We start from the raw sequence: 22,116 nt of genomic DNA on the forward strand, positions 1-22,116 counted from the left end.
GTTACCGACTCCCATGAGCCCCGACCGGGCCGCCCTCGAACGCGCCATCGAGCGCGGTGAGCGCGAGGGCGGCAGCGTCGAGTTCAAAGAGCGGCTCACGAAGGACCTCCACCTGGCGGACGGCCGCCGTGAGTCGCTGGCCGCCCAACTGCGCCACCGCGTCCTCTCCGGCGACGGCGAGGCCACCTACGTCGTCGGCGTCACCGACGACGGCGCCCTCGCGGGCATCGCCCCCGACGAGTTCACCGAGTCGATGGACGTACTGAGCCTGCTGGCCGAGGAGGCCGACGCCCACATCGAGAACGTCGAGACCTGGGGCGTCGACGCCGACGGCCGCGCCAAGCCGAAAGGTGACGCGCGCTCCGTCGAGTCCGCCGACCCGGTAGGGTCCGCAGACGCGCCCGCCGAGGGCATCGTCGGCGTCGCGACGGTACGGGAGGGCGCGGTGCTGGAGGACGACGAGCACATCGTCGTCGGCACCGCCGGCCACGTCGACCACGGCAAGTCGACGCTCGTCGGCACGCTCGTTACCGGCCAGTCCGACGACGGCGAGGGCGGCACCCGCTCGTATCTCGACGTCCAGCCCCACGAGGTCGAACGTGGCCTCTCCGCCGATCTCTCCTACGGCGTCTACGGCTTCGACGACGACGGACCCGTTCGGATGGACAACCCCGACCGCAAGTCCGACCGGGCGCGCGTCGTCGAGGAGGCGGATCGACTGGTGTCGTTCGTCGACACCGTCGGCCACGAGCCGTGGCTGCGGACCACGATTCGCGGCCTCGTCGGCCAGAAGCTCGACTACGGCCTGCTGACCGTCGCGGCCGACGACGGCCCGACCAAGACCACACGCGAACACCTCGGCATCCTGCTCGCGACGGACCTGCCGACGATGGTCGTCGTCACGAAAGCCGACATCGTGAGCGACGAACGGCTGGCGGAGGTCGAACGCGAGGTCGAACGCCAGCTTCGGGAGGTCGGGAAGACCCCCCTCTCCGTGGCCCGCCACGGGGTCGGCGCGGCCGTCGAGGAGATCGACGAGACCGTCGTCCCCGTGCTCGCGACCAGCGCGGTCACGATGGACGGGATGGACGCCCTCGACGAGCTGCTGGAGCGGCTGCCCAAGACCGCCGGCCCGACCGACGACGAGTTCACGATGTACGTCGACCGCTCGTACAAGGTCACCGGCGTCGGCGCCGTCGCCTCGGGCACCATCCGCTCCGGTCGTGTGGAGGCCGGCGACGACCTCCTGCTCGGGCCGATGCAGGACGGCAGCTTCCGCGAGGTCGAGGTCCGGTCGATCGAGATGCACTACCACCGCGTCGACCGGGCGAAGGCCGGCCGCATCGTCGGGATCGCGCTGAAGGGCGTCCGCGAGGCGGACGTCGAACGCGGGATGGTCCTCCTCCCCCGCGAGGCCGACCCCGACCCCGTCCGGGAGTTCGAAGCCGAAGTCATGGTCCTCAACCACCCGACGCGCATCGGCGACGGCTACGAGCCGGTCGTCCACCTCGAAACGGTCAGCGAGGCCGCCGTCTTCTCCCCCGAGGACGGGCGCCTGCTCCCCGGCGACTCCGGGACGACCCGCGTCCGATTCAAGTTCCGATCGTACATGGTCGAGGAAGGCCAGCGGTTCGTCTTCCGTGAGGGGCAGTCGAAGGGCGTGGGCAAGGTAACCGACGTCCGTCCCGACCAGTAGCGCCCGCACTCGCACGCCGCGTCGATCACCGCCCGCATACCCGATCTACTCGTCGGTATCCGGGGCCAACCGACCGTCGGTTACTGCGTAGGCTCTCGCTACGATCGTCGTAGCCGGCAGAACGGAATCCAACTCCCGTCCTTCGATTCCTACCGGCACGCTACCGCTCGAACAACCGGCCGGTAACTTTGACCGGTGGCGACCAGGGCACCACACGCGTGCGGGACGGCGCGACGAGCGCGCGTCTCACGCGCGAGAGATCACCCATGAACTTCGAACAGCAGCCCAACCGACAGGAACCGTTCGAGCAGCAACAACTGAGCCAGCAGCCCCAGTCGCAGCAGATCGGTCGGCAGCCCCAGACACAGCAGCCCCAGACACAGCAGCCCCAGACACAGCAGCAGGGGTCCATCCCGGCCACACAGCAGCCGAGCGGCCAGCAGGCAAGCTTCTCCGGCCAGCAGATCCAGAGCGCCGATCAGGGCGTTCAGGGTCGCGGCCACTCCCAGCAGTTCCGGCAAGGAACGAGCCCGCTCGCCCAACAGCGGTCCCACGACCCCCAGACCGAGCAGTTCCTGCCGACGGAACCGGAGGGCGCTCGACAGCAGCGCCAGCAGCCGAGTCGCCAGCCGCCAACGCTGCAACCCGGCCAGCAGCCACAGGCCCAGCAGATGGACCAGCACCCACAGGCCCAGCAGATGAATCAGCAGCCACAGGCCCAGCAGATGAATCAGCAGCCACAGGCACAACGGATCCAGACTCAGCAACCCCAGGCCCGGCAACTCGGCCAGCAATCCCAGAGACAACAGCAGGGATTCGTTCCCGCGGCTCGGCAGCCGAGCAGCCAGCCGGCCGGCTTCTCCGACCAGCAGCGCCTCGGCGCCGACCAGGGGGTTCGGGGCCGAGGCCAGTCCCAGCAGTTCCGACAGCAGGCTCACGAGGGGGCCGAAAACCAACCGCGAGACATCCAACCCAGCCAGTTCCCCTCCGAGAACCAGGAGGCTCGGCAGGGGCAGCAGCGCCGCCAGGGTCAGTCCGGCGGTCAGATGTACGCCCAGCGCTCGGAGCAAGCCCACCAGCCCGACGTCGGGTCCCAGCAGGAGAACTGGCCGTAAGCCCCCGAACGACCGTCACCGTCCGTCGCCGGTCGACACCGCGAGACCGGTTCTCTTTCGGGTCGCGTTCGCCGTAGCGTCGGATGGCGGCGGCGCGCGTTCGTGGAAGAGAGCGACGATACCAGCGTCAGGAATCCATCTTCGCGACGATTTCGTCGGCCGCGTCGCGCCCTTCGCTCTCGTCGGCCACGCCGTCGACGGGGATCAGGACGCTCTGGGCCGTCCACTCGTCGTTGCCGTGCTCGTCGCCGGTTCGGACCTCGGCGCCCGAGACGACCGACCCGGCGACCGTCGCCGCCCAGTCGGGCGTTCGGATCTCGTCGAACTCGTCGGGGTCGCGATAGCGCACGTGGTAGTAGTTCTCTGTCCGTTCGACCCCCTGAATCGATCGGGAACTCGCCATACCGAACGGTAGGACCGCCTCGACCGAGAACCGTTTGCCGGCAGTGGAAAGGACCGTCCCCGGTTCGGAACACGGCCGCTACTCCCCGCGCAGGACGGCCCGGAGGAGCTTCGACTCGGCCTTGCGCAGGTGCTCGGCGGCGGTGCTGGGCGAGCACGCCAGGGCGTCGGCGACCGCCTCGTGGTCGGCGGTCCGGGGCACGTCGTAGTAGCCCAGGTCGATCGCGGCCTCGGCGGCCTCGCGCTGGCGGTCGGTGAGCCGCGCCGTCGGAGCGACTCGGGAGGTCGCCAGCGACCCGACCGCCTCGACGGTCACCTCGATGGCGTCGGGGATCTCGTTCATCGCCGCCTGTAGCTCCTCGTCCGGGCCGAAGACCGTGAGCGTCACCGCCCCGTCGGCGCCGTAGACGATCGGCGGGACGACGACGAGCCCGCCCCGGCTGACCGGGCCGAACAGCTCCGCCAGCGACTCCGTGGTCGCGTCGCGGACGTAGGCGTAGAAGGCGTCGTCGCCGGCGGGTTCGATATCGTAACCCACCACCACCTCGATGTCGTCGGCCGCCGCGGCGAAGGCTTCGGCGTCGCCCTCGACGTAGTGGAGGATCCCCAGCGCGTCGCCCGTGAAGTTCCACTGCAGCGCCGTCGCCCGCTCGACGAACGGCGACCGCGTCAGCACGCCGTACATCGGGTGGATATCGCCCTCCCGCCCGTCGGCCGTGATCGAGACGCGAAGCCGCTTCACGGTCGCCGTTCGTTCGGATTCGGTTATAAATTCCCCGGATAGATGCGGCAGTGTCGACTCGGTGGTCGCCGGCGTGTGTCCGAGTATGAGCGACGTACTCGTGACCGGTGCGACGGGGACGCTCGGCGGGGCGCTCGTCGACCGGCTGGCCGACGACGGGTGGCGGGTGCGCGCGGCGAGCCGGACGCCGACGGACGCCCCGACATCGGGGGACGGGCCCGGCGACGGAGCCATCGAGTGGATCGAGTTGGACCTCACCGCGGGGACGGGGATCGAGGCTGCGGTCGCCGACGCCGATGCCGTCGTCCACGCGGCGACGGCACCGCGGGGCGACGCGGCGGCAGTCGACGTTCGGGGGACCGAGCGCCTGCTCGCCGCAGCCGAGTCCGCGGGCGTCGGGCACCTCGTCTATCCCTCGACCGTCGGCGTCGACGCGATCCCGTTCTCCTACTACGAGCGCAAGCGCGAAGCCGAGCGGGCGGTTGGGGCCAGTCCGGTCCCGTCGACGGTCCTGCGGGCGACGCAGTTCCACGCGTTCGTCGACGAGATCCTGAGCGCCGTCGCGAAGCTCCCCGTGTGGCCGCTGCCGACGAGGCTGCGGGTCCAGCCGGTCGACCACCGGGAAGTGGCCGATGCGCTCGTCGACCGTCTCACCGACGACCCTCGCGGCCGCGCCGACACTGTCGGCGGGCCCGCCGTACACACGCTCGGCGACCTGGCGAGGGCCTACCGCGAGGCGAGGGGGCTGCGGCGGGCGATCGTTCGACTCCCGGTCCCCGGGGGCGTCGCGAACGGGTTTCGCACCGGGGAGGCCACCTGCCCGGACCGCGCCGTCGGGACCGTCACCTGGGAGTCGTGGCTGGCGGAGCGATACGGCGGCTCGACGGAGGCGTCGACCGAACGGACGGGCGCGGCCTCCGGGTGACGGCACCGGATCGGACGCGGCCGCGGCTCCGGACCGCTCTCAGCCCCAGGGCTCTTCGGCGAGTTCGTGCAGCGACTCGACGACGTGGTGGGGTTCGGGGTCGAGTGCGGCGGGGCGGTCACCGTCGGCGAGCCAGACCGAGCGCAGCCCCGCGGCGTGGGCGCCGGTCACGTCGGCGGCGTGGGAGTTGCCGACGTGGACGGTCCGGTCGGCGGCGACTCCGAGTTCGTCTATGGCCAGATGGAACGGTTCGGGGTCGGGCTTGTACGGCGCGTCGTGGCCGCCGTGGACGACCACCTCGAAGTGGCTCTCGATGCCGAGGCCGTCGAGTTTCTGGGACTGCATCCACGGGTCGCCGTTCGTGACCATGCCGACCCGGTAGGCGTCGGTCAACGCGTCGAGCGCGCGCTCGGCGCCGTCGAGGAAGCGGACGTTCGACTGGTCCCGTTCGTCGGTGTAGATGTCAGCGATCTCCTCGCCGACGGTCTCGCCGTGGCCCGCCTCGGCGGCGAAGGTGCCGAACGCCGCCCGACGGGTACCGCGGATGTCGTCGCCGGCGTCGGCGAACTCGCCCAGCCGGCCGACGTACTCGGCGCCGTCGAAGAACGGATCGACGCCGACGCGGTCGAAGGCGAGCGCGAGGATATCGTCGGCGCTGCGCTCGTACGTACAGATGGTGTCGTCTAGGTCGAAGAGGACCGCCTCTACTGGCCCCGTCATTGCACGATAGGAGCCGCCCGGCGGTCAAAAACTGGTCGGTCCCCTACGACCCGTGCGGAGCGACCGAACTCAGTCCTCGTCCGAGAGCCCGGCCACCAGCGCGTCCACCGCCCGCTTGACCGCGGCTCCCGACTCGATGCGGACCGCCCCGTCTTCGGTCACGGACAGGTCCGGCCCCGCGACCGCGTCGGCCACTCGCTCGGCGAGCGAGTGGTCGGTCGCCGGACCGTCGTCCGTCGGGTCTACGGCCGATTCGACCGTCAGTGCCGCCGCGTCCGGGTAGATGCGGACGGTCCCGACCCGCTCGTCGCGGTAGGCGACGCCGTAGCCGACGGTGCCCTCGGGCGAGGGCTCTGCGTCGGGGTCGGCGTCGACGACGGCCACGTCCCCGAGGGTGTCCCGGTCGCGCCCGGAGAGCTCCGAGGAGAGCAACTGTGCGACGCGCTTGCCGTCTGTGACGCGGTCTTCGACCATCACTCGCCCCCCAGTTCCCCCGCGGCGCGGTCGGCCAGGTCGCCGAGTTCGACGCCTTCACGGCGCGCGTAGACGACTGCAGCGGCCTCGACGGTGACGCCCAGCTCCGACTGCAGGCGGTTGACCGCGGCGACGGCGTCCTGTTTGTCGACGTCCGACTGGACGATCGCGTCGAGCGCCCGCTCGAAGTTCGACCGCTGGCGCAACACGTCGTCGCCCGGGACGAATTCGTCGGGGATCGTCACCTCCCGCGGTTCGAACGTCGGTCGGAGCTCGTCGTCCTCGCGGTCGAGCAGCCCCTCGGTGGCGGCCACGTCGACGAGGCGCTTTGCCTGATCGGGGGAGAACCACTCGCGGTCGAGCGAGAGCGCGACGACGAACTCGCTCTCGGAGAGGGACTCGCGACCCTTCGCCCGGAACGGAACGGCGACGGCGCGGCGCAGACTCATCGTCCGTCGATGGGCGCGCCCCGGAACGTAACACTGCCGGTCGCCGGCCGCCGCCCGGATCCGACTCGGCCCGAGCGGGGTCGACGGCGAGCGGGAGTCGAGAGGTTCAAGTAGACGCTGGGCGACAGCACGGGTATGAAGTACCAGGGACGCTCCCCGCGCAAGCGTACCGGCGGTCGCCGCCGGAACTTCCGGAAGAAGAAAAAGCACGAACTGGGCGACCAGCCGACCGAGACCCGCGTCGGCGAGACGAGCCTGAAGACGGTCGAGGCCCGCGGCAACACCGAGAAGGTCCGCGCGGTCACCGCCGACACCGCCAGCGTCGCCACCGACGGCGAAGTCGTCGCCGCCGAGATCGAAGACGTCGAGGAGAATCCCTCGAACCCCAACTACGTCCGCCGGAACATCATCACCAAGGGTGCGATCGTCTCCACCAGCGAGGGCCGCGCCCGCGTCACCTCCCGCCCCGGCCAAGACGGCCAGATCAACGCCGTCCTCGTCGAGTAACGGCAGTCTTCTCTCCGATTTCACGCGTCCGACAGCATCGGCCCCGTGGCCCGCTTCGGTCGAGTCTATATAGCGTTCCGGTGCCCCACGTGCCGGTGGGGAGCCGCCCGTACCCCTCTTAGCGACCCTTATACCGGTCGGTCTCCCAGGCAGCAGTGGCGTGCGGCGTCGACCACCGAGCACGCACCGAACACTGCCACCTCGTTCGACGCGCGTGCCGCACGTCCCACTCGCGACTGCCACTTCGTCCGGGGCACCCATCCCCGTTTTCGTACTCCCGGTAGCCGCGGCTCGGGGACTCTCGTGAGCGACGGGGACAACGACAGGTCGAACTCGTTTCCGTCGACTACCGGGTGTTCGGAAGTTTCCGCAGCGATCGAACCCGCTCGGGTGACGAGCGGGACAGTCGCCGGCTCAGGGAGAGGGTGCCGCTTTCTGGAGGGCGCTCTCGGCGATGTTGCCGCCGTAGTCGGCGGTGCGGGAGAGGGAGTCGACGACGAGCCCGAGCGACTGGGCGAGTTCGGGGTCGTCGAGGTCGCGGATCACGTCGTCGACGTCGCGGGCGCGCTCGTCGATATCCGGCAGGTCGGCTCGCGCGTCGGTCGCGAGCGAGACCGCCTCGTCGGGGTCGTCCTCGAGCAGGGCGTCCATCGCCGTCTCGGGGACGGTGACCGCCGCGGTCTGGAGGTCACTCAGCACCTCGGCGACGGACTCGTTGACCGGGCCGATCTCCAGGGCGATGCTGGCGATCTTCGTCGCGTGGTCGGCGATCCGCTCCAGCTGGCGGGCGCTGGACTGGTAGTCGAAGACGGTCTCGCGGGGAAACCCGATCTCGGTGGCGGCGGCCGGGTTGCGCAGGACCGTGCGGAACACCCGGGAAACCATGTACCACAGGCGGTCGACGTCGTCGTCGCGCTCGATCACGTCGTGGGCGAGCTCGTCGTCGTCCTCCAGCAGCGCGGTCACCGCGTCCGAGAGCATCGTCAGCGAGACCAGCCGCATCCGCGTGATGGCGTTGTGAACCGACAGCTCCGAGGAGTCGAGGAGATCCTGCAGGACGACCCGCTCGCCGGTCTCCTCGATGACCTCCAGGCCGACCAGGCCCTGGGTCGCCTCGCGGATGGTGCGGCGCTGGCCCGCGGTGACGCGGGGCGCCTCGAAGTTGATGACGTCGAAGCCGCTGACGTACATCGTCATGACGGCGCGCGTGAGTCGATCGCCCTCGAGTCCGTCGATCTCGATCGACCCCTTCTCCCGTTCCTCCTCGCTCTTGGGCGAGAGCAGGAGGATGTCCTCCTCGGAGTGGAACTCGACGACGCTCCCCGCGCTCACGTCGTTCTCCGTCGCCCAATCCTTCGGCAGAGACACCGTGTACGTGGACCCGCCCGTGACCTGGACCTTGCGCGTCTCCATAGGGAGGGGTCGTCCGCACTGACCAATAAATCAACCCCTTTCTATATATTTACAACTACATACCAGTATATTGCGGAATATATCGACCAGAATCGGCTCGCCTCCGTCGGATATCCGCGACGAACTCTGAGACACGCGATTTCCTACCGTCGTCTATATATCCATCAGTGGTAGGTATGATGGGCGTATTCGGCCGATCGAGCGAATCCGTCGGGACACCGATTCGACCCGCGACGGCGGAGCGCTTCGAGCTACCGCTGACTCCGTGGTGGGTCGGGATGTCGTCCGTCCGCGCGCGTCTTCCGACGCGGTGGAGTCCCGAAATCCGGCGTTGGACGCGTTCGTCGGCGATACGCTCCCCCTACCGACGCTGGCCCGTTCCGGACCGGTACGCATGAGTATATATGTCTATATAGTTGTAATAGTAGCGTATTTAGTTAATCTGGGGGCACTGATCGGGTAATGCGGGACACACCTGTAACCCGCCGACAACTGTTGGCGGGCGCGGCTGGCGTCGCCGCGTCGCTGGGTGGCTGTATCAGTACGAGTCCGACACCGCCGGGACAGGCCGCGGGCGGGGCCGGTGGCGGCGGCGGCTCGAGTACCGAACTGCTCAAGGCGGGCGGCTCGTCGACGCTGTTCCCGATGGTCCAGCGCGCCGCGTCGTACTGGGCGTCGAACTACCCGCCGACGGACCGGGAGTACTGGGGTCCCGGTCAGTACGACATCGAGACCGACATGCGCCTGGCCGACTACTGGGCGAGCAAGTACGGCTTCGAGGCCGACGGCGACGTGTCCCCGCCGTTCGAGGTCAACGTCGGGCTCAGCCACTCCGGGACCGGCCTGGAGAAGCTCCGCGACCAGCAGATCGACATCGGGAACGCGAGCGCGTCCGCGAGCGCGGAGTTCCCCGACGAGTCCGAGGAGGAGCTGTCGAAGTTCACCGAACACGTCATCGCCGTCGACGCCCAGCCCATCGTCGTGAGCACGGATATCTACGACGCGGGCGTGACGAAGCTCACCGCCGAGCAGGTTCGGGGGATCTACACCGGCGAGACAACCGAGTGGTCGCAGATCCCGAGTTACGACGGCCCCGACAAGGAGATCCAGGCCGTCGGGCGTGCCGAGGGGTCCGGGACCGACACCGCGTTTCGGTCGAACATGCTGGGCGACCCCAACGCTCCGATGGACGGCGTCGACGCGCGGAAGGGACAGAACCAGCAGGTCAAGACCACCGTCTCGAACTCCAACAACGCCATCGCGTACATGGCGCTGGCCTTCACCGACGACTCGGTCCCGGCAGTCGAGCTCGAGTTCGACGGAACGACCTACACGCCGGGCGAGAACCTCTCGGACGCCTCCTACCCGCTCGCGCGTGACCTCCACTGTTACACCTGGGAGGGGACCTCGGAGATGGAGGCCGCGTTCCTCCGGATGATCCTCAGCGACTTCGGCCAGCAGAACTTCGTCGAGGTCGAGGGGTACTCGAAGCTGACGGCCGAGCGCCAGCAGGCCGAGTTCGAGAAGCTGCCGGAGCCCGAAGCATGAGCGTCGCGACGCGACTCGGTGGCCTGGACACCCGGACGAGCGTGATCGGCGGTGTCGGGACCGCCCTCGTCGCGGCCGCGATCCTCTCGTTTCTTGTCGCACCGGCGCTGACGTGGCCTATCGCGGTCGCGTTCGCCGCGTTCGTCGTCGTGAGCTACCTCGTCGCCGAGGGGAGTACCGCCCGCTTTCTCCTCTTCCTGACGACCACCTCGACGGTGCTGATACTCGGGTTCATCACCGTCTATCTGGTCATCAACGCGCTCCCGGTCGCCCGGGAGATGGGACTGTACCTGCTCGTCGGTTCCGACCCGTTCTGGAACACCGGCACGAACGTCTACTCGCTCGTCCCGATGATGTGGGGGACGCTGGTGACGACCGTCATCGCGACGCTCGTCGCGGCGCCGCTCGGCGTCGCCGGCGCCGTCTTCATCAGCGAGATCGCCCCAGCGTGGGCCCGGGAGATCGTGAAGCCGGCCGTCGAGATGCTGGCGGGCATCCCCTCGATCGTCTACGGTTTCATCGGCTTCACGCTCATCAACCAGTTCATGCAGCAGGAACTTTCCCTGCCGACGTTCGGGAGCCTCTTCGTCACCGGGCTCGTCATCGGCGTGATGGCCCTGCCGACGGTCGTCTCCGTCGCCGAGGACGCCATCGCGAGCGTCCCGGACCCGATGCGCGACGGCGCGCAGGCGCTGGGCGCGACCGACTGGCAGACGACCACCAGCGTGACGCTGCCCGCCGCCTTCTCCGGCATCTCCGCGGCCGTCCTGCTGGGCGTCGGCCGCGCGGTCGGCGAGACCATGGCCGCGACGGTCATCCTCGGGAACGTCACGAACCTGCCGGACCCGCTGATGGACGTGTTCGGCAACACCATCACGCTGACGAGCCTCATCGCCAGCCAGTACGGCGCCGCCAGCGGCCTCCAGTTCTCCGCGCTGTTCGCGGCCGGCGTCGTCCTGTTCGTCACCGTCATGGGATTCAGCATCGGCTCGCAGCTCATCGAGCGCCGCATGCGCCGGACGCTGGGGGGTGACTCGTGAGCCTCGGTACCCCCGGCGACACCGCCGACGCGCTGGTCGCGGGCGACTCCTCGACCCGCGAACTGGTCGGCGGCGGCCTCTCGGCGCTGTCGTTCGCCGCCTTCGTCGTCGGACTGGTCGCGCTCTTCCAGTACGTCCCCGTCGACACGAGCGTTGCCGGCGTCTCCGTCGCCACCGCGATCGGCGGGGCGCTGACGCTCGTCGGCGTCGGCGTCGTCGCGCTCGGTGCGGCCTCCTACGGCGGCGTCTTCGAGACCGAACCCGGCCACACGGGCGGCGTCCTCTCCGCCGCGTTCCTCGGTCTCCTGTGGTTCGGCGTCGGCGGTCTCGTCGGCGCCCAGACGCTCGGGCTCTCGACCGCCTGGCCGGCCGCCGCGCTGGCCACCGGCGGCCTCGGCGCCGGCGTCGCGCTGTTCGCCCGCGAAGATATCGGTGTCACGCTCTCGGCCGGCCTGTTCGTACTCCTGTCCGGCCTCGTCGTCGTGACGGGACTGGTCGGCCCCGGCTGGTCGTGGGACCCAGCGGGCTTCTCGGTCGTCGTGACCGGCGCCGTCGGCGTCCCGGTCGTCGCGCTGTTCGCCGGGCTCGTCGGCGCGTGGACCGCCGCCCGCGTCTACGGCGGCTTCGGCGCGCAGGGCCGACAGACCGGCGCGTACGTCCTCGTGACCACCAACGCCGCGGCCATGATCGCCCTGCTCGGTTCCATCGTCGGATTCATCGCCGTCCGCGGCTTCGGCCCGATGACCGAAGGGGTCGAGTACGGCCTCTTCTGGGGACCATGGACGTGGTTCAACCCGCCCCTGCTGGACAGTTGGGTCGTCGTCGAGGGGCCGATCGTCTGGTTCTACTGGCCGTTCGTCATGGAGGGATACAGCTCGCTCGGCGGTGGCATCGACGGGGTTCTGCCCGCCATCGTCGGGACCGTCTGGCTCGTCGTCGGCGCGGTCGCGCTCGCGGTGCCGCTGGGCGTCGGCGCGGCCGTCTTCCTCACGGAGTACGCCGAACAGGGCCGGTTCACGGCGCTGGTCGAGGTCTCGACGAACAGCCTCTGGAGTACGCCGAGCATCGTCTACGGCCTGTTCGGCCTGGCGTTTTTCGTCCCGCGGCTCGGCAACACCAACTCGATCCTCGCCGGCCAGCTCGTCCTCGGGTTCATGCTGCTCCCGCTGGTGGTCATCACCAGCCGCGAGTCGCTCAAGAGCGTCCCCGACGAGTACCGCGACGCCAGCGCGGCGCTGGGCGTCTCGAAGTGGGAGACCATCAAGAGCGTCGTCCTCCCGGCGTCGCTGCCGGGGGTCATCACCGGCGTCATCCTCGGCATCGGCCGCATCGCCGGTGAGACGGCGCCCATCCTGCTGGTCACGACCAGCTCTCCGTTCCCCTCGGAGGTCGCCGGGGTCGTCGAGGGCGGGTTCCGGTTCACCTCGGCGTTCCCCTTCGTCGCCGTCCCCGACCTGAACCTCGTCCAGTCGTCGAGCGCGCTGCCCTACCAGCTGTTCGCGGTCATCGGCGCCGGGCTCGGGGAGAACCTCGACTTCGCGTGGGCTACGGCGCTGGTGCTGTTGCTCGTCGTCATGAGCTTCTACGCGGTCGGCATCGGCTCGCGGATCTACTTCAGGAGGAAACTCGACCAATGAGCGAAACGGACTTCACCCAGACCGACACCGACGAACCGACAGCCGAAACTGACGCGGCCGCAGAGAGCGAGACCACGGCCGGCGAGACCGACGAGCGCGTCCGCGAGGAGTGGCGTGACTACGAGTTCGCCGGCGAAGCGAAGCTCAGCGTCGAAGACCTGGACGTCCACTACGGCGACGACCACGCGCTGAAGGGCGTCTCGATGGACATCCCCGAGGAGAGCGTCACCGCGCTCATCGGCCCCTCGGGCTGTGGCAAGTCCACGTACCTCCGGTGTCTCAACCGGATGAACGACCGGATCGAGGCCGCTCGCATCGACGGCTCCGTGCAGCTCGACGGCGAAGAGATCTACCAGGACGGCGTCGACCTCGTCGAACTCCGCAAGCGCGTCGGCATGGTGTTCCAGGCCCCGAATCCATTCCCGAAGTCGATCCGCGACAACATCTCCTACGGCCCGCGCAAACACGGCGACCTGGACACCGGGCTGGTCGCTCGCCTGCTCGGCCGCGACGACACCGACGACGAGCTCGAACTCGTCCAGCAGTCGCTCCAGCAGGCCGCGCTGTGGGACGAGGTCAAAGACCGGCTGGACGACAACGCGCTCGGCCTCTCCGGCGGCCAGCAACAGCGGCTGTGTATCGCCCGCTGTCTCGCCGTCGGTCCCGACGTGATCCTCATGGACGAGCCCGCGTCGGCGCTGGACCCGGTCGCCACCTCGAAGATCGAGGACCTCATCGAGGAGCTGGCCGAGGACTACACGGTCGTCGTCGTCACCCACAGCATGCAGCAGGCCGCACGCATCTCCGACCAGACCGCCGTCTTCCTGACCGGCGGCGAGCTGGTCGAGTACGACGACACCGACAAGATCTTCGAGAACCCCGAGAGCCAGCGCGTCGAGGACTACATCACCGGGAAGTTCGGGTAGTCCCCTCTTTCGACGCCGATGTGACGCCCGGACCGGTCACCGCGGGGTCGCCGCGGCCCGGTCGAGGTCGAGTTCCTGTCGGGACACCTGCTGGATAGCGACGGCCGCGACGTTCGCCCCGTACTCGGCGGTTCGCCGGAGGCTGTCGAGCAGGAGCCCGGCGGTGTGTGCCTCGCCGGGGGCGTCGTGGTCGTAGAGGTCCCGGTCGAGGCGCTCGATGGCGGCGACGAGGTCGTCGCGGCTGGACAGCGCCGAGTGGGCGGCCTCGACCCCGGCGTCGGCGAGGATCACGTCGCCGGCTTCGTCGACGACGCCGCAGGCGTCTTTACCGAGCGAGACGATCCGGTCGGCGAACCCGTCGGGCAGCGCCGCGTCGGGGTCGAGCGCGAAGCGGGCCACCTTCACCGCGTGGTCGGCGACGCGCTCGAACTGGCGGCAGGCGTAGTAGTACTCGAACAGCTCGTCGCGCTGGTGGTCGAGCTTCTCGACCTCGTGGAGGTCGGTGAGCGCCCGCCGGAAGTGCCGTGTCACCATCGCGAACAGCTTGTCGGCCTCCGCGTCGCGGTCGACCACGCGCTCGGCCAGCGCCGCGTCGCCATCGACGACGGCCGTCACCGCGTCGCGGTGCATCGCCAGCGTCACCAGCCGGAGCCGGAGCGCGCTCTTGCGCACGTCCACGTTCTCGGCGTCGATGAGGTTCGTCAGCCGGATCCGCGTCTCCGAGACCTCCAGGAGCTCGAACCCCGAGAGCTCGCCGACTGTGTCCTCGACCAGCGCGCGGCGGTCGCCGCCGTGACCGCTCGCGTCGACGAGCGTCACCTCGTCGAACCCCACCGCGTGCAACGCCTGGATCCGCTGTTCGACCGCGCTGTCGCTGCTGGTCGACACGTCGACCGTCGCCGACCGCGTCTCGTCGGCGCGCTCGGCCGCCGCCTCGACGAGCAGCGACCCGTCGGCGTTCGGGTACAGCGACAGCACCGACCCCGCCTCGATCCCGTGTTCGTTCGCCCAGGCCTTCGGCAGCGACACCGTGTACGTCGTCCCCCCGGACAGCTGGACCTTTCTCGTCTCCATACGCGATTGTATCCCCACCGGCCCCAACTTAACGTTTATATTAACTGAACGTTCCGCTCCAGGGCCATATATATCCGTACGAGATCGACGACGGGAGGATAGAGACGAGCGCCGTCGATTCGCGAACGGACGTTATATAGCCGTCCGGACACTCCGTGGAGCACCCCTTTGTCCCGACCGGTCACACGGCGGAGTATGGCTCGCAGAACCTGGCACCGCTCGCGCGACGCGACCCGCCAGGGCCGTGACGCGACGCTCGCCCACGTCGTCGAGGCGATCGACCGGACCGCCCCGGAGACGAAGGCCGACCTCGCCGAGACGGTCGGCATCTCCGAGCAGTACCTCTCGGAGTTGCTCCAGGAGCTCAAGCGCGACGACGTGGTGACCAAGGCCTACGTCGTCGACGACGAGGCCGTCTACGAGACCGCCGAGAGCGTCTCCCGGCTCCTCGAACCTGTCGGCGCGCCCCGACCCGAGACGGACGAAGCCGGGGCGAACGGCCACAGCCCGGCCGGCGAACGCCGCGGCCCCGCCGTCCTCGACCTGCTCGAACGCCTCGACGAGGTGACCGCCACCCAGTTCGAGGCCGCCCGGCTGGCCGTCGTCGGCGACGAGCCCGACCAGCCCGCGGGCGCGCTCGAATCGTTGACCAACGAGCGGTACTTCGCCGTTCTCGAAGAGCTCAAATCCTACACGCTGACGAACGACTGGCCCGGCAACCGCGTCGCCTCCGACCTGGCGACCGTCGCGACGAATCTCGAGATCGTCGGCGACCGCGCCTGCTTCATCGCCGACGTGACCGACCGCCAGGCCGTCGCGACGACCGGCGTCGTCGAGGAGCGCGTCCTCGACGTGTTCGCCGCCGGCACCCGCATCAACGAGCACTTCCGCGACGTGCTCTTCGAGGCGGAACTGGCCGCCTACGACCGGCTCCACGCCGAGGAGGAGACCGTCCACCGCGACCTGGACGAGCTGTTCGAGCTCGTCACCGCCTACGACCCCGAACTGTACGGCTCGCTGGTCACCGTCACGCGGGCGCTCGAACGCGCCATCTACTACTGGGTCGACGCCGCCGAGATCGCCGTCCGCCTCCACGCCGGCGTCGAAGCCGACCACGCGATGATCTAGGAACCGTCTTTTTCTCCGACGGGTGTCCTCGGTCGCCTCCGGCGACCTGCGGGCACCCGTCGAACAAAAACATGGGTGAAAAAGCGCGGACTCGGCCTTCGGCCTCGCCCGCGTGAACCGCGCGCCTGCGGCGCGCGGATGCTCAGTACAGATGGTAGGCTTACCGCGACAGCGTCCGCCGAGCGAACGGAGTGGGCGAGGCGGTTGACCGGACGCGAGGGAGCGAAGCGACCGAGCCGTCCGGCCTTTTCCCCAAGTTTTTTCGACGGAGGATTCCCGCAGCGGCCCGCAGGGCCGCGAGGAACTCTCCGTCGAAAAAAGTGGGTTTGCAACTCGAATCGAGCACGACCAAAGACCTATATTGGAAGCTGCTAATATTAGCGAACACTAAAATGAATCGGGGACCGGAAACAGCGACCGAGAGAGAACCCACACCGGAGGAGGGGTCCTGCTGTGACGTCGACCACGCGCTGACCGAGTCCGAACTCGCCGCGGACGTGCAGTTGCTCGCGGCGGTCGGTAACGACACGCGCTACGAGGCGCTCAGGCTGATCGCCGACGCCGACGGCGAGGTGTGCGTCTGCGAGCTTGAGCCCGCGCTGGGGGTCAGCCAGGGCGCGGTCAGCCAGGCGCTCTCGCGGCTGTCCACCGCGGGACTCGTCTCCCGGCGCAAGGAGGGGCGGTGGCGATACTACTCGGTCACGCCCCGAGCGAACGCGTTGCTGAACGCGCTCGACGAGACGCGGGAGGCCGTCGATGAGTGAGCGCTCCGAGTCGGCGGACCCGGAGACCACCGGCTCGACGCCGGGCGAACCGGACGCCGACGAGCAGCGCCGCGCCGTCCGGCGGCGCTACGCCCGCATCGCCGAGGCGTCGTCGAGTTGCTGCGGCGACGAAGCGGACGCAGAGGCGTCGTCGAGCTGTTGCAGTGACGGAGCGGACGCCGAGGAGGATCTGAACCGTCAGCTCGGCTACTCCGAGTCCGAGACCGAGTCCGTGGCGGGCGACGCGAACCTCGGCCTCGGCTGCGGGAACCCGAACGCCATCGCGTCGCTCGAACCCGGAGAGACGGTCCTCGATCTGGGCTCGGGCGCGGGCTTCGACTGCTTCCTCGCCGCGCAGGAAGTCGGCGACGAGGGCCAGGTGATCGGCGTCGACATGACCCCCGAGATGGTCGAGAAGGCGAGGGACAACGCCGAGGCCAACGACGCGACGAACGTCGAGTTCCGGCTCGGCGAGATCGAACACCTGCCCGTCGCCGACGGAACGGTCGACGCCGTCGTCTCGAACTGCGTCGTCAATCTCTCGCCGGACAAGCCACAGGTGTTCCGCGAGGCCTCCCGCGCGCTCCGTCCCGGCGGCCGGCTCGCGATTTCCGACGTGGTCCTGACCGCCGAGCTACCGAAGGAGGTGTACACCGATCTCGAATCGGTCGCCGCCTGCGTCGCCGGCGCCTCGCCGGTGGCCGACCTAGAGCGGATGCTCGCAGACGCGGGGTTCGAACGGATCCGTATCGAGGCCGACGAGGACAGCGAGCAGTTCATCAGCGAGTGGGACGACGAGCGCGACGTGAGCGAGTACGTCGTCTCGGCGACCATCGAAGCCGAGAAGCCTGCCTGAGAGCGGTCTAACAGATTTTTGAGGGGGGTTCTGGTCACGAACTGCGGCGGTCAGGGCGGCTCGTGGTCGAGGCGCGTTCGCCGAAGCCCGCTCCAGCCGCGGCGGCACAGCAGCGCGCCGACCGCGACCTGGACGAGACCGCTCGCCCACCGCACCAGCGGTCGTCGGTCGCGAGTTCGATCGCCCACGACCGCGACGTAACCGTCGTCGGTCTCGACGACGGTGCCCCTCGTCCCGAGCCGTCTGTCGACCGTCACCGTCCCGCCGTCGACCACGCGACGGAGGGGTGGGTCGAGGGCCGAACGGTTCGTCGCGAGCGCGTCGATCACCGACTCGCAGTCGACCGGTTTCAGCGTGAGTTCGATCCGCTCCGAGGACCCGTTACGGTCGAACGCCAAGGACCGCCGGTAGAACGTCCCGTCCAGCGCGACGAACCGCGCTATCGCTCGCTCGTAGCGATCGGGATACGACGGCTCGTACAGGGAGACATGCTCCGCCTCGACCGGCGCTTCGACCGTGACGGACGCGGGTTCGCCGTCGCTGCGCTCGGCCGACTCGACCAGCGACGCCTCGTAGTGGCAGAGCCGCGGGCGTTCGACCGCCCAGAGACACCCGATCCCCCGGATCCGCTCGGGGCCGTCGACCAGGTCCGACTCTCCCCAGACGAACGTCTCGTCTTCGGTGTCTAACTCCTCGAAGACGAACGTCTCGCCGTCGGCGTCCCACTCCAGTTCGACCGCGCTGTACCGGTAGCGCTCGCCGCCGAGGTCGAAGGCGTGGACGGTCGCCGAGTTCGCAACGAGTGCGACGCCGACCACCAGCGCGACCGCCGTGAGGAGTCGAGCGGCCCGCCGCTCGCCCGGTGACCGGTCGCCCATCCTCAGTCCGCGTTCGCCTCGGCGACCGCTTCTGGCTCGGGCGCGTATCGGTCGAGGAAGGTGTCGAGGTCGCGGAACGCGTCCAGGCGCTCGGCGAGCGTCTCGTGGTCCCAGTCCCACCACTCGGTCGCCTCGATGCGTGCGGCCACCTCCTCGGGGAACCGCCGCCGGATCGGCTCGGCGGGCACGCCCGCGACGACGGAGTACGGCTCGACGTCGTGGGCGACGACCGCACCGGCGCCGACGACGGCGCCGTTGCCGATCTCCACGCCGGGCAAGACGATCGCGCCGTGGCCGATCCACACGTCGTGGCCGAGGGTGACTGGCTGGTCTGCCCGCCATTCGAAGATCGACTCGTCGTCCTCGCCCAACTCGTACATCGCCGCCCGGTAGGTGAAGTGGTGAGCCGTCGGGCGGTCGATCGGGTGGTTCGTCGGGCCGAGCCGCGCCTCGCTGGCGACGTTGCCGAACTTTCCGACAGTCGCGTAGTCCAGTTGCGCGCGCTCCATCAGGTACGTGTAGTCGCCGATCGCCGACTCGGTGAGGCGCGAGCCCGAGCGCACTTCCGTCCACGCGCCGAGTTCGCTCTCGGTGATGGACACGGGGTCGTGGATCGTCGGCTCGGGCGAGAGGTCGCCGGTGCGGTCGGGGCCGTAGGATTCGAAGTAGGTCATTGCTGTGAGGTCATCGGTTGAGGGGTAGTCAGGGCCGCTCGCGCCGACCGAGCGTCGACGTGAGGATGTTCCGCGGGACGTTCACGAACGCTTCGACGACGCCGGTCTCCGACCCCGATTCTTCCTCTTCGCGCAGGTACGACCGGACGCGCTGGCTCGCGAGCTCGACCGAGCCCGCCAGCAGGAAGATGAGGATGATGCAGGCCATCATGTCGGTGTATCGGAACAGCTGGCGCTGGGTGTACAGTTCGAGCCCGAGGCCGCCGCCCCCGATGAGACCGAGGCCGATGGCGGCCCGGACGTTGTGTTCGAGGTCGAAGGCGATCCAGGCGATGAACTGCCGGAACACCTGACTGAGCATGCCGAAGGGGACGATCTGGGTCTTGCTCGCGCCGGTCGAGCGGATGCCCTCGATCGGGCCGTCGGAGATCTCCTCCAGCTCGTCGGTGAACAGCCGGCCGAGGTAGCCGGTGGTGTCGACCATGATCGCCAGCGCGGCGGTGAACGTCGACACGCCGGCCAGCGGGATCAGGATCAGGAACCAGACCAGTCCCGGAATCGCACGGATGAGGCTCATCGTCCCGCGGAAGAGGAAGTTGAACGGGTACGGGACGACCCGCTCGCTCGACATGACGCCGAAAAACAGCGCCAGCGGCAGGCCGAGCACCGACCCCGAGACGGCGACCGCGAGGGTCGCGAACATCGCGCCCGGGACGATCGTGACCCCGTCGTAGAACAGCGGCGGCAGGACACCCAGTCCCAGCAGGCTCCCGCCCGACTCGATCTGGAGGATCAGGTTCTCCTCCATCATGAACGCCCAGTACTGGCCGAGGTCGACGAACGGGATCGCGAGCCCGGTGAACGGGACGGCGATCGACCCGGGCGGGAAGTACGGGGACTCCCCGATGGTGAGCGCTTCGAGGAACTGGGGCCACTGCACGATCAGCTCGCGGACGGAGAAGCCGATGACGTTCAGGCTCAGTCCGAACACGACGCCGACGCCGACCAGTCCGACGAGCGACAGCAGGCGCCGTTTCGTCGAGCGCCACTTCAGCTCCGTCAGCTTCTGCTCGACCGGCGAGTCGCCGATCTCGTCGAGCCCGAAGTACTCCCGCGGCGACCGGTCGCCCGACGTGCGCCCGCTCATCGCGAGACCGCCCGTTCGGTCTCGGGCTCGTGCTCGACGCTTTCCGGCTCGCTCTCGACGCGCACCGACTCGGCGTCGGCGCTGTCGGCCAGGCCGACCGTCTCGACGTCGCCGTAGAGGTCGTCGATCAGCTCCGGGGTGAGGTCGTCGCGGCGCACGTCGAAGAGCAGGTCACCGTCCCGCAGGCCGATGAACCGCTCGCCGAAGTACGCAGCGATGTTGACCTGGTGAAGGCTGACCAGCGCCGTCACGTCGTGTTCGGTCGCGGCCTTCTTCAGGTAGCCCATCACCGTCTCGGCGCTCGCGGGGTCGAGACTGGCCACCGGCTCGTCGGCCAGCAGCAGTCGCGGGTCCTGCACCAGCCCGCGGGCGATCCCGACGCGCTGTTGCTGGCCGCCGCTCATCTGCGAGACGCGCTGGCCTGCCTCGTCGAGCAGGCCCACGGTCTCCAGCGCGTCGAGCGCGCGCAGCTTGTCCTCGCGGGACTGCCACTGCAGCAGGCTCGTCAGCACCGACACGCGGTCGAGCGACCCAGTCAGCGCGTTCAGGTACGCCGAGACGCCCTCGACGAGGTTGTGCTGCTGGAAGATCATGCCCACGTCCGACCGCGAGCCGGATATCGGCTGGCCGTCGAGGCGGATCGACCCCGCCGTCGGCTCGGTCAGCCCGTTCACACACCGCAGCATGGTCGACTTGCCGGCGCCGGACTCGCCCAGCAACACCGCGAACTCGTCTTCGATCTCGAACGACACGCCGTCGAGCGCGGTGACGTCGCCGTACTCTTTTCGCAGGTTTTCGACTTTCAGTGTACTCATTGTGAAAGTGGTGTGGCCGGTGGCGTCGGTCAGGCCGCAGGGTCGATCCCGACGGCGTTCATCCGCTCGATCACCGGCTGGTAGGTCTCCATGTCGGTGTCCTGCAGCGTCGTGAACGGCAGCTCCTCGTCGTTGTAGTCGCTCGGGTAGTACTGTTCGATCAGATCCTTATCGGAGTTGACCAGCACCTCCCCGATCTCCGCTTTCTTGTCCGAGTCCCAGGTCTTGCGCGCGTAGACCGGCTGTTTCGGGATCGGGAACGAGAACCAGACCGGGCGCAGCTTCGGCTCCTCGGTGTCGATGGTGTCGAGGAACGAACTCTTGTTCTTGACGCGGTCCGGGAAGTCCGACTCGTGCTCTTCCGGGATGTGCGGGATGCCGTTGCCGCCCCAGGTGGTCGCGCCGATGGCCTTGTCGTTGCCGACGCGCTTGATCGCCTGGTTGTGGTCCGTCCAGCTCCCCTCGAAGTCGACGGGGTCGCCGGTCGGCGCGTCGCCGATGTCGAGCCCCGCCTCCTGCAGCGCGTAGAGGGCGAAGATCGACCCGCTCGTCGACAGGCGGTCCGCGAACGCCCAGGTCTTGCCCTCCACGTCCGTCGGCCCCTCGACGTTCGAGTCCGGCTGGGTGAGCATCACGGAGAAGTAGAAGGCCGACCCGCCGGTGACGGTCGTCCCGTACACGTCCATGATGTCGGGGTTGGAGATCAGCGTCACGTCGTCCATACCGATCTCGGCCTGTTCGCTCTGGAGCGCCGGGCGGATCGCCGAGTAGTTCAGCGGAACGCGCATCGTGACGTCGACGCCGTCGACCTCCCCCTCGATGAGGTTCTTCATCGGCATGTACCGGCGCTTGGCGTCGCTGGGCGTCCCCGGCGTCAGCACCATCGTGATCTCCTCGGCGTTCGGACCGGGCGTGCCGACGACCGCACCGCCGGAATCGGTGCCCGACGAGCCGCCCGAGCCGCTACCGCCGTCGGAGGAGCCGCCGTCCGTGCTCCCCGAACCCGAGGAGCTGCTACACCCCGACAGCGCCACGAGCGCGGCGACGCTCGACGCACCGCCGGTCAGGAACTTCCGTCGACCCACTCGACCGCTAGCTTTCGAACCCGTCCCTGTAGATCCCTGGCCGCAATTCTGATCTGACATCACCTGAACGGGGTTCTGGGGGAGAAATAACCGTTGGCTGA

At 69.0% G+C, this 22,116-nt stretch carries 23 protein-coding genes; 10 read left to right on the forward strand and 13 right to left on the reverse strand.

What is annotated here, in order from left to right; all coding sequences use genetic code 11:
- Nucleotides 1–13: 13 nt before the first annotated feature.
- On the forward strand, nucleotides 14–1,696 hold the full coding sequence (locus tag I7X12_RS01315; protein WP_198062091.1) for a GTPBP1 family GTP-binding protein: 1,683 nt from the start codon (nucleotides 14–16) through the stop codon (nucleotides 1,694–1,696).
- 260 nt (nucleotides 1,697–1,956) lie between these two features.
- Here the strand turns inward: I7X12_RS01315 and I7X12_RS01320 are convergent, their stop codons facing one another.
- The 3 genes from I7X12_RS01320 to I7X12_RS01330 form a co-directional block, all read right to left on the reverse strand.
- Nucleotides 1,957–2,772 (reverse strand): hypothetical protein, encoded by an 816-nt coding sequence (locus I7X12_RS01320; RefSeq protein ID WP_198062092.1) that lies wholly within the window; start codon nucleotides 2,770–2,772, stop codon nucleotides 1,957–1,959.
- Nucleotides 2,773–2,938: 166 nt separating this feature from the next.
- Nucleotides 2,939–3,214, reverse strand: a complete 276-nt coding sequence (locus tag I7X12_RS01325; RefSeq protein WP_198062093.1) for a hypothetical protein — start codon at nucleotides 3,212–3,214, stop codon at nucleotides 2,939–2,941.
- 78 nt (nucleotides 3,215–3,292) lie between these two features.
- Entirely contained in the window at nucleotides 3,293–3,955 is a 663-nt protein-coding gene (locus I7X12_RS01330) for a helix-turn-helix domain-containing protein (protein ID WP_198062094.1), read from the reverse strand.
- 85 nt (nucleotides 3,956–4,040) lie between these two features.
- Between I7X12_RS01330 and I7X12_RS01335 the strand changes: the two genes are divergently transcribed.
- Nucleotides 4,041–4,880 carry an SDR family oxidoreductase gene (locus I7X12_RS01335; protein ID WP_198062095.1) on the forward strand — a complete coding sequence of 280 codons (840 nt, stop codon included), beginning with the start codon at nucleotides 4,041–4,043 and terminating at the stop codon, nucleotides 4,878–4,880.
- A gap of 39 nt (nucleotides 4,881–4,919) precedes the next feature.
- Here I7X12_RS01335 and I7X12_RS01340 read toward each other — a convergent pair whose 3' ends face one another.
- From I7X12_RS01340 to I7X12_RS01350, 3 genes are all read right to left on the reverse strand, one after another.
- Nucleotides 4,920–5,600: an HAD family hydrolase gene (locus I7X12_RS01340; RefSeq protein ID WP_198062096.1), complete on the reverse strand. Its 681-nt coding sequence runs from the start codon at nucleotides 5,598–5,600 to the stop codon at nucleotides 4,920–4,922.
- Nucleotides 5,601–5,669: 69 nt separating this feature from the next.
- Nucleotides 5,670–6,074, reverse strand: coding sequence for a hypothetical protein (locus I7X12_RS01345; RefSeq protein WP_198062097.1), 405 nt, complete (start codon nucleotides 6,072–6,074; stop codon nucleotides 5,670–5,672).
- The gene (locus I7X12_RS01350) at nucleotides 6,074–6,523 is read right to left on the reverse strand and encodes a DUF2240 family protein (RefSeq protein ID WP_198062098.1); all 450 of its coding nucleotides are present in this window, start codon (nucleotides 6,521–6,523) and stop codon (nucleotides 6,074–6,076) included. The genes I7X12_RS01345 and I7X12_RS01350 overlap by 1 nt, the downstream gene beginning before the upstream one ends.
- Nucleotides 6,524–6,658: 135 nt before the next feature.
- Here I7X12_RS01350 and I7X12_RS01355 point away from each other — a divergent pair, with 135 nt between their 5' ends.
- A complete protein-coding gene (locus I7X12_RS01355) occupies nucleotides 6,659–7,030 on the forward strand; it encodes a 30S ribosomal protein S8e (protein WP_198062099.1) in 372 nt (123 codons plus the stop codon).
- 414 nt (nucleotides 7,031–7,444) lie between these two features.
- Here I7X12_RS01355 and I7X12_RS01360 read toward each other — a convergent pair whose 3' ends face one another.
- A complete protein-coding gene (locus I7X12_RS01360; protein ID WP_198062100.1) occupies nucleotides 7,445–8,443 on the reverse strand; it encodes a phosphate uptake regulator PhoU in 999 nt (332 codons plus the stop codon).
- 462 nt (nucleotides 8,444–8,905) lie between these two features.
- Between I7X12_RS01360 and I7X12_RS01365 the strand changes: the two genes are divergently transcribed.
- Genes I7X12_RS01365 through pstB form a run of 4 tightly spaced genes read left to right on the forward strand, consistent with a single transcriptional unit; the run spans nucleotide 8,906 to nucleotide 13,594 of the window.
- Entirely contained in the window at nucleotides 8,906–9,991 is a 1,086-nt protein-coding gene (locus tag I7X12_RS01365; protein ID WP_198062101.1) for a PstS family phosphate ABC transporter substrate-binding protein, read from the forward strand.
- A complete protein-coding gene (gene pstC, locus I7X12_RS01370; RefSeq protein WP_198062102.1) occupies nucleotides 9,988–11,031 on the forward strand; it encodes a phosphate ABC transporter permease subunit PstC in 1,044 nt (347 codons plus the stop codon). The genes I7X12_RS01365 and pstC overlap by 4 nt, the downstream gene beginning before the upstream one ends.
- Complete coding sequence (pstA, locus tag I7X12_RS01375; RefSeq protein WP_198062103.1) at nucleotides 11,028–12,668, forward strand: phosphate ABC transporter permease PstA; 1,641 nt, start codon at nucleotides 11,028–11,030, stop codon at nucleotides 12,666–12,668. Before pstC ends, pstA begins: the two co-directional genes overlap by 4 nt.
- Nucleotides 12,665–13,594 (forward strand): phosphate ABC transporter ATP-binding protein PstB, encoded by a 930-nt coding sequence (gene pstB, locus I7X12_RS01380; RefSeq protein WP_198062104.1) that lies wholly within the window; start codon nucleotides 12,665–12,667, stop codon nucleotides 13,592–13,594. The genes pstA and pstB overlap by 4 nt, the downstream gene beginning before the upstream one ends.
- Nucleotides 13,595–13,630: 36 nt before the next feature.
- On the opposite strand, the gene I7X12_RS01385 is transcribed toward pstB, so the two are convergent.
- Nucleotides 13,631–14,668 (reverse strand): phosphate signaling complex PhoU family protein, encoded by a 1,038-nt coding sequence (locus I7X12_RS01385; RefSeq protein ID WP_198062105.1) that lies wholly within the window; start codon nucleotides 14,666–14,668, stop codon nucleotides 13,631–13,633.
- A 195-nt stretch (nucleotides 14,669–14,863) separates the two neighbouring features.
- On the opposite strand from I7X12_RS01385, the gene I7X12_RS01390 reads away from it, so the two are divergent.
- The 3 genes from I7X12_RS01390 (at nucleotide 14,864) to arsM (ending at nucleotide 17,416) form a co-directional block, all read left to right on the forward strand.
- Nucleotides 14,864–15,796 (forward strand): PhoU family transcriptional regulator, encoded by a 933-nt coding sequence (locus tag I7X12_RS01390; protein ID WP_198062106.1) that lies wholly within the window; start codon nucleotides 14,864–14,866, stop codon nucleotides 15,794–15,796.
- Between the two features lie 392 nt (nucleotides 15,797–16,188).
- On the forward strand, nucleotides 16,189–16,560 hold the full coding sequence (locus I7X12_RS01395) for an ArsR/SmtB family transcription factor (RefSeq protein WP_198062107.1): 372 nt from the start codon (nucleotides 16,189–16,191) through the stop codon (nucleotides 16,558–16,560).
- The gene (gene arsM, locus I7X12_RS01400) at nucleotides 16,553–17,416 is read left to right on the forward strand and encodes an arsenite methyltransferase (protein WP_198062108.1); all 864 of its coding nucleotides are present in this window, start codon (nucleotides 16,553–16,555) and stop codon (nucleotides 17,414–17,416) included. Before I7X12_RS01395 ends, arsM begins: the two co-directional genes overlap by 8 nt.
- Nucleotides 17,417–17,466: 50 nt before the next feature.
- Here arsM and I7X12_RS01405 read toward each other — a convergent pair whose 3' ends face one another.
- Genes I7X12_RS01405 through I7X12_RS01425 form a run of 5 tightly spaced genes read right to left on the reverse strand, consistent with a single transcriptional unit; the run spans nucleotide 17,467 to nucleotide 22,075 of the window.
- Complete coding sequence (locus tag I7X12_RS01405; protein ID WP_198062109.1) at nucleotides 17,467–18,294, reverse strand: hypothetical protein; 828 nt, start codon at nucleotides 18,292–18,294, stop codon at nucleotides 17,467–17,469.
- 2 nt (nucleotides 18,295–18,296) lie between these two features.
- Nucleotides 18,297–18,968, reverse strand: a complete 672-nt coding sequence (locus tag I7X12_RS01410; RefSeq protein ID WP_198062110.1) for a DapH/DapD/GlmU-related protein — start codon at nucleotides 18,966–18,968, stop codon at nucleotides 18,297–18,299.
- Nucleotides 18,969–18,996: 28 nt separating this feature from the next.
- Nucleotides 18,997–20,115 (reverse strand): PhnE/PtxC family ABC transporter permease, encoded by a 1,119-nt coding sequence (locus I7X12_RS01415; RefSeq protein ID WP_198062111.1) that lies wholly within the window; start codon nucleotides 20,113–20,115, stop codon nucleotides 18,997–18,999.
- Nucleotides 20,112–20,930, reverse strand: coding sequence for a phosphonate ABC transporter ATP-binding protein (locus tag I7X12_RS01420; RefSeq protein WP_198062112.1), 819 nt, complete (start codon nucleotides 20,928–20,930; stop codon nucleotides 20,112–20,114). The genes I7X12_RS01415 and I7X12_RS01420 overlap by 4 nt, the downstream gene beginning before the upstream one ends.
- A gap of 29 nt (nucleotides 20,931–20,959) precedes the next feature.
- Complete coding sequence (locus I7X12_RS01425; protein WP_198062113.1) at nucleotides 20,960–22,075, reverse strand: PhnD/SsuA/transferrin family substrate-binding protein; 1,116 nt, start codon at nucleotides 22,073–22,075, stop codon at nucleotides 20,960–20,962.
- Between the last annotated feature and the right edge of the window lie 41 nt (nucleotides 22,076–22,116).

The sequence above is a fragment of the Halosimplex litoreum genome (assembly GCF_016065055.1).
GTDB lineage: Archaea > Halobacteriota > Halobacteria > Halobacteriales > Haloarculaceae > Halosimplex > Halosimplex litoreum.

Coding starts and splice junctions, on each gene's coding strand:
- I7X12_RS01315 (WP_198062091.1), top strand. CDS start 14: ATGAGCCCCGACCGGGCCGCCCTCGAACGCGCCATCGAGCGCGGTGAG.
- I7X12_RS01325 (WP_198062093.1), bottom strand. CDS start 3,214: ATGGCGAGTTCCCGATCGATTCAGGGGGTCGAACGGACAGAGAACTAC.
- I7X12_RS01335 (WP_198062095.1), top strand. CDS start 4,041: ATGAGCGACGTACTCGTGACCGGTGCGACGGGGACGCTCGGCGGGGCG.
- I7X12_RS01340 (WP_198062096.1), bottom strand. CDS start 5,600: ATGACGGGGCCAGTAGAGGCGGTCCTCTTCGACCTAGACGACACCATC.
- I7X12_RS01345 (WP_198062097.1), bottom strand. CDS start 6,074: ATGGTCGAAGACCGCGTCACAGACGGCAAGCGCGTCGCACAGTTGCTC.
- I7X12_RS01350 (WP_198062098.1), bottom strand. CDS start 6,523: ATGAGTCTGCGCCGCGCCGTCGCCGTTCCGTTCCGGGCGAAGGGTCGC.
- I7X12_RS01355 (WP_198062099.1), top strand. CDS start 6,659: ATGAAGTACCAGGGACGCTCCCCGCGCAAGCGTACCGGCGGTCGCCGC.
- I7X12_RS01360 (WP_198062100.1), bottom strand. CDS start 8,443: ATGGAGACGCGCAAGGTCCAGGTCACGGGCGGGTCCACGTACACGGTG.
- I7X12_RS01365 (WP_198062101.1), top strand. CDS start 8,906: ATGCGGGACACACCTGTAACCCGCCGACAACTGTTGGCGGGCGCGGCT.
- pstC (WP_198062102.1), top strand. CDS start 9,988: ATGAGCGTCGCGACGCGACTCGGTGGCCTGGACACCCGGACGAGCGTG.
- pstB (WP_198062104.1), top strand. CDS start 12,665: ATGAGCGAAACGGACTTCACCCAGACCGACACCGACGAACCGACAGCC.
- I7X12_RS01385 (WP_198062105.1), bottom strand. CDS start 14,668: ATGGAGACGAGAAAGGTCCAGCTGTCCGGGGGGACGACGTACACGGTG.
- I7X12_RS01390 (WP_198062106.1), top strand. CDS start 14,864: ATGGCTCGCAGAACCTGGCACCGCTCGCGCGACGCGACCCGCCAGGGC.
- I7X12_RS01395 (WP_198062107.1), top strand. CDS start 16,189: ATGAATCGGGGACCGGAAACAGCGACCGAGAGAGAACCCACACCGGAG.
- arsM (WP_198062108.1), top strand. CDS start 16,553: ATGAGTGAGCGCTCCGAGTCGGCGGACCCGGAGACCACCGGCTCGACG.
- I7X12_RS01405 (WP_198062109.1), bottom strand. CDS start 18,294: ATGGGCGACCGGTCACCGGGCGAGCGGCGGGCCGCTCGACTCCTCACG.
- I7X12_RS01410 (WP_198062110.1), bottom strand. CDS start 18,968: ATGACCTACTTCGAATCCTACGGCCCCGACCGCACCGGCGACCTCTCG.
- I7X12_RS01415 (WP_198062111.1), bottom strand. CDS start 20,115: ATGAGCGGGCGCACGTCGGGCGACCGGTCGCCGCGGGAGTACTTCGGG.
- I7X12_RS01420 (WP_198062112.1), bottom strand. CDS start 20,930: ATGAGTACACTGAAAGTCGAAAACCTGCGAAAAGAGTACGGCGACGTC.
- I7X12_RS01425 (WP_198062113.1), bottom strand. CDS start 22,075: ATGTCAGATCAGAATTGCGGCCAGGGATCTACAGGGACGGGTTCGAAA.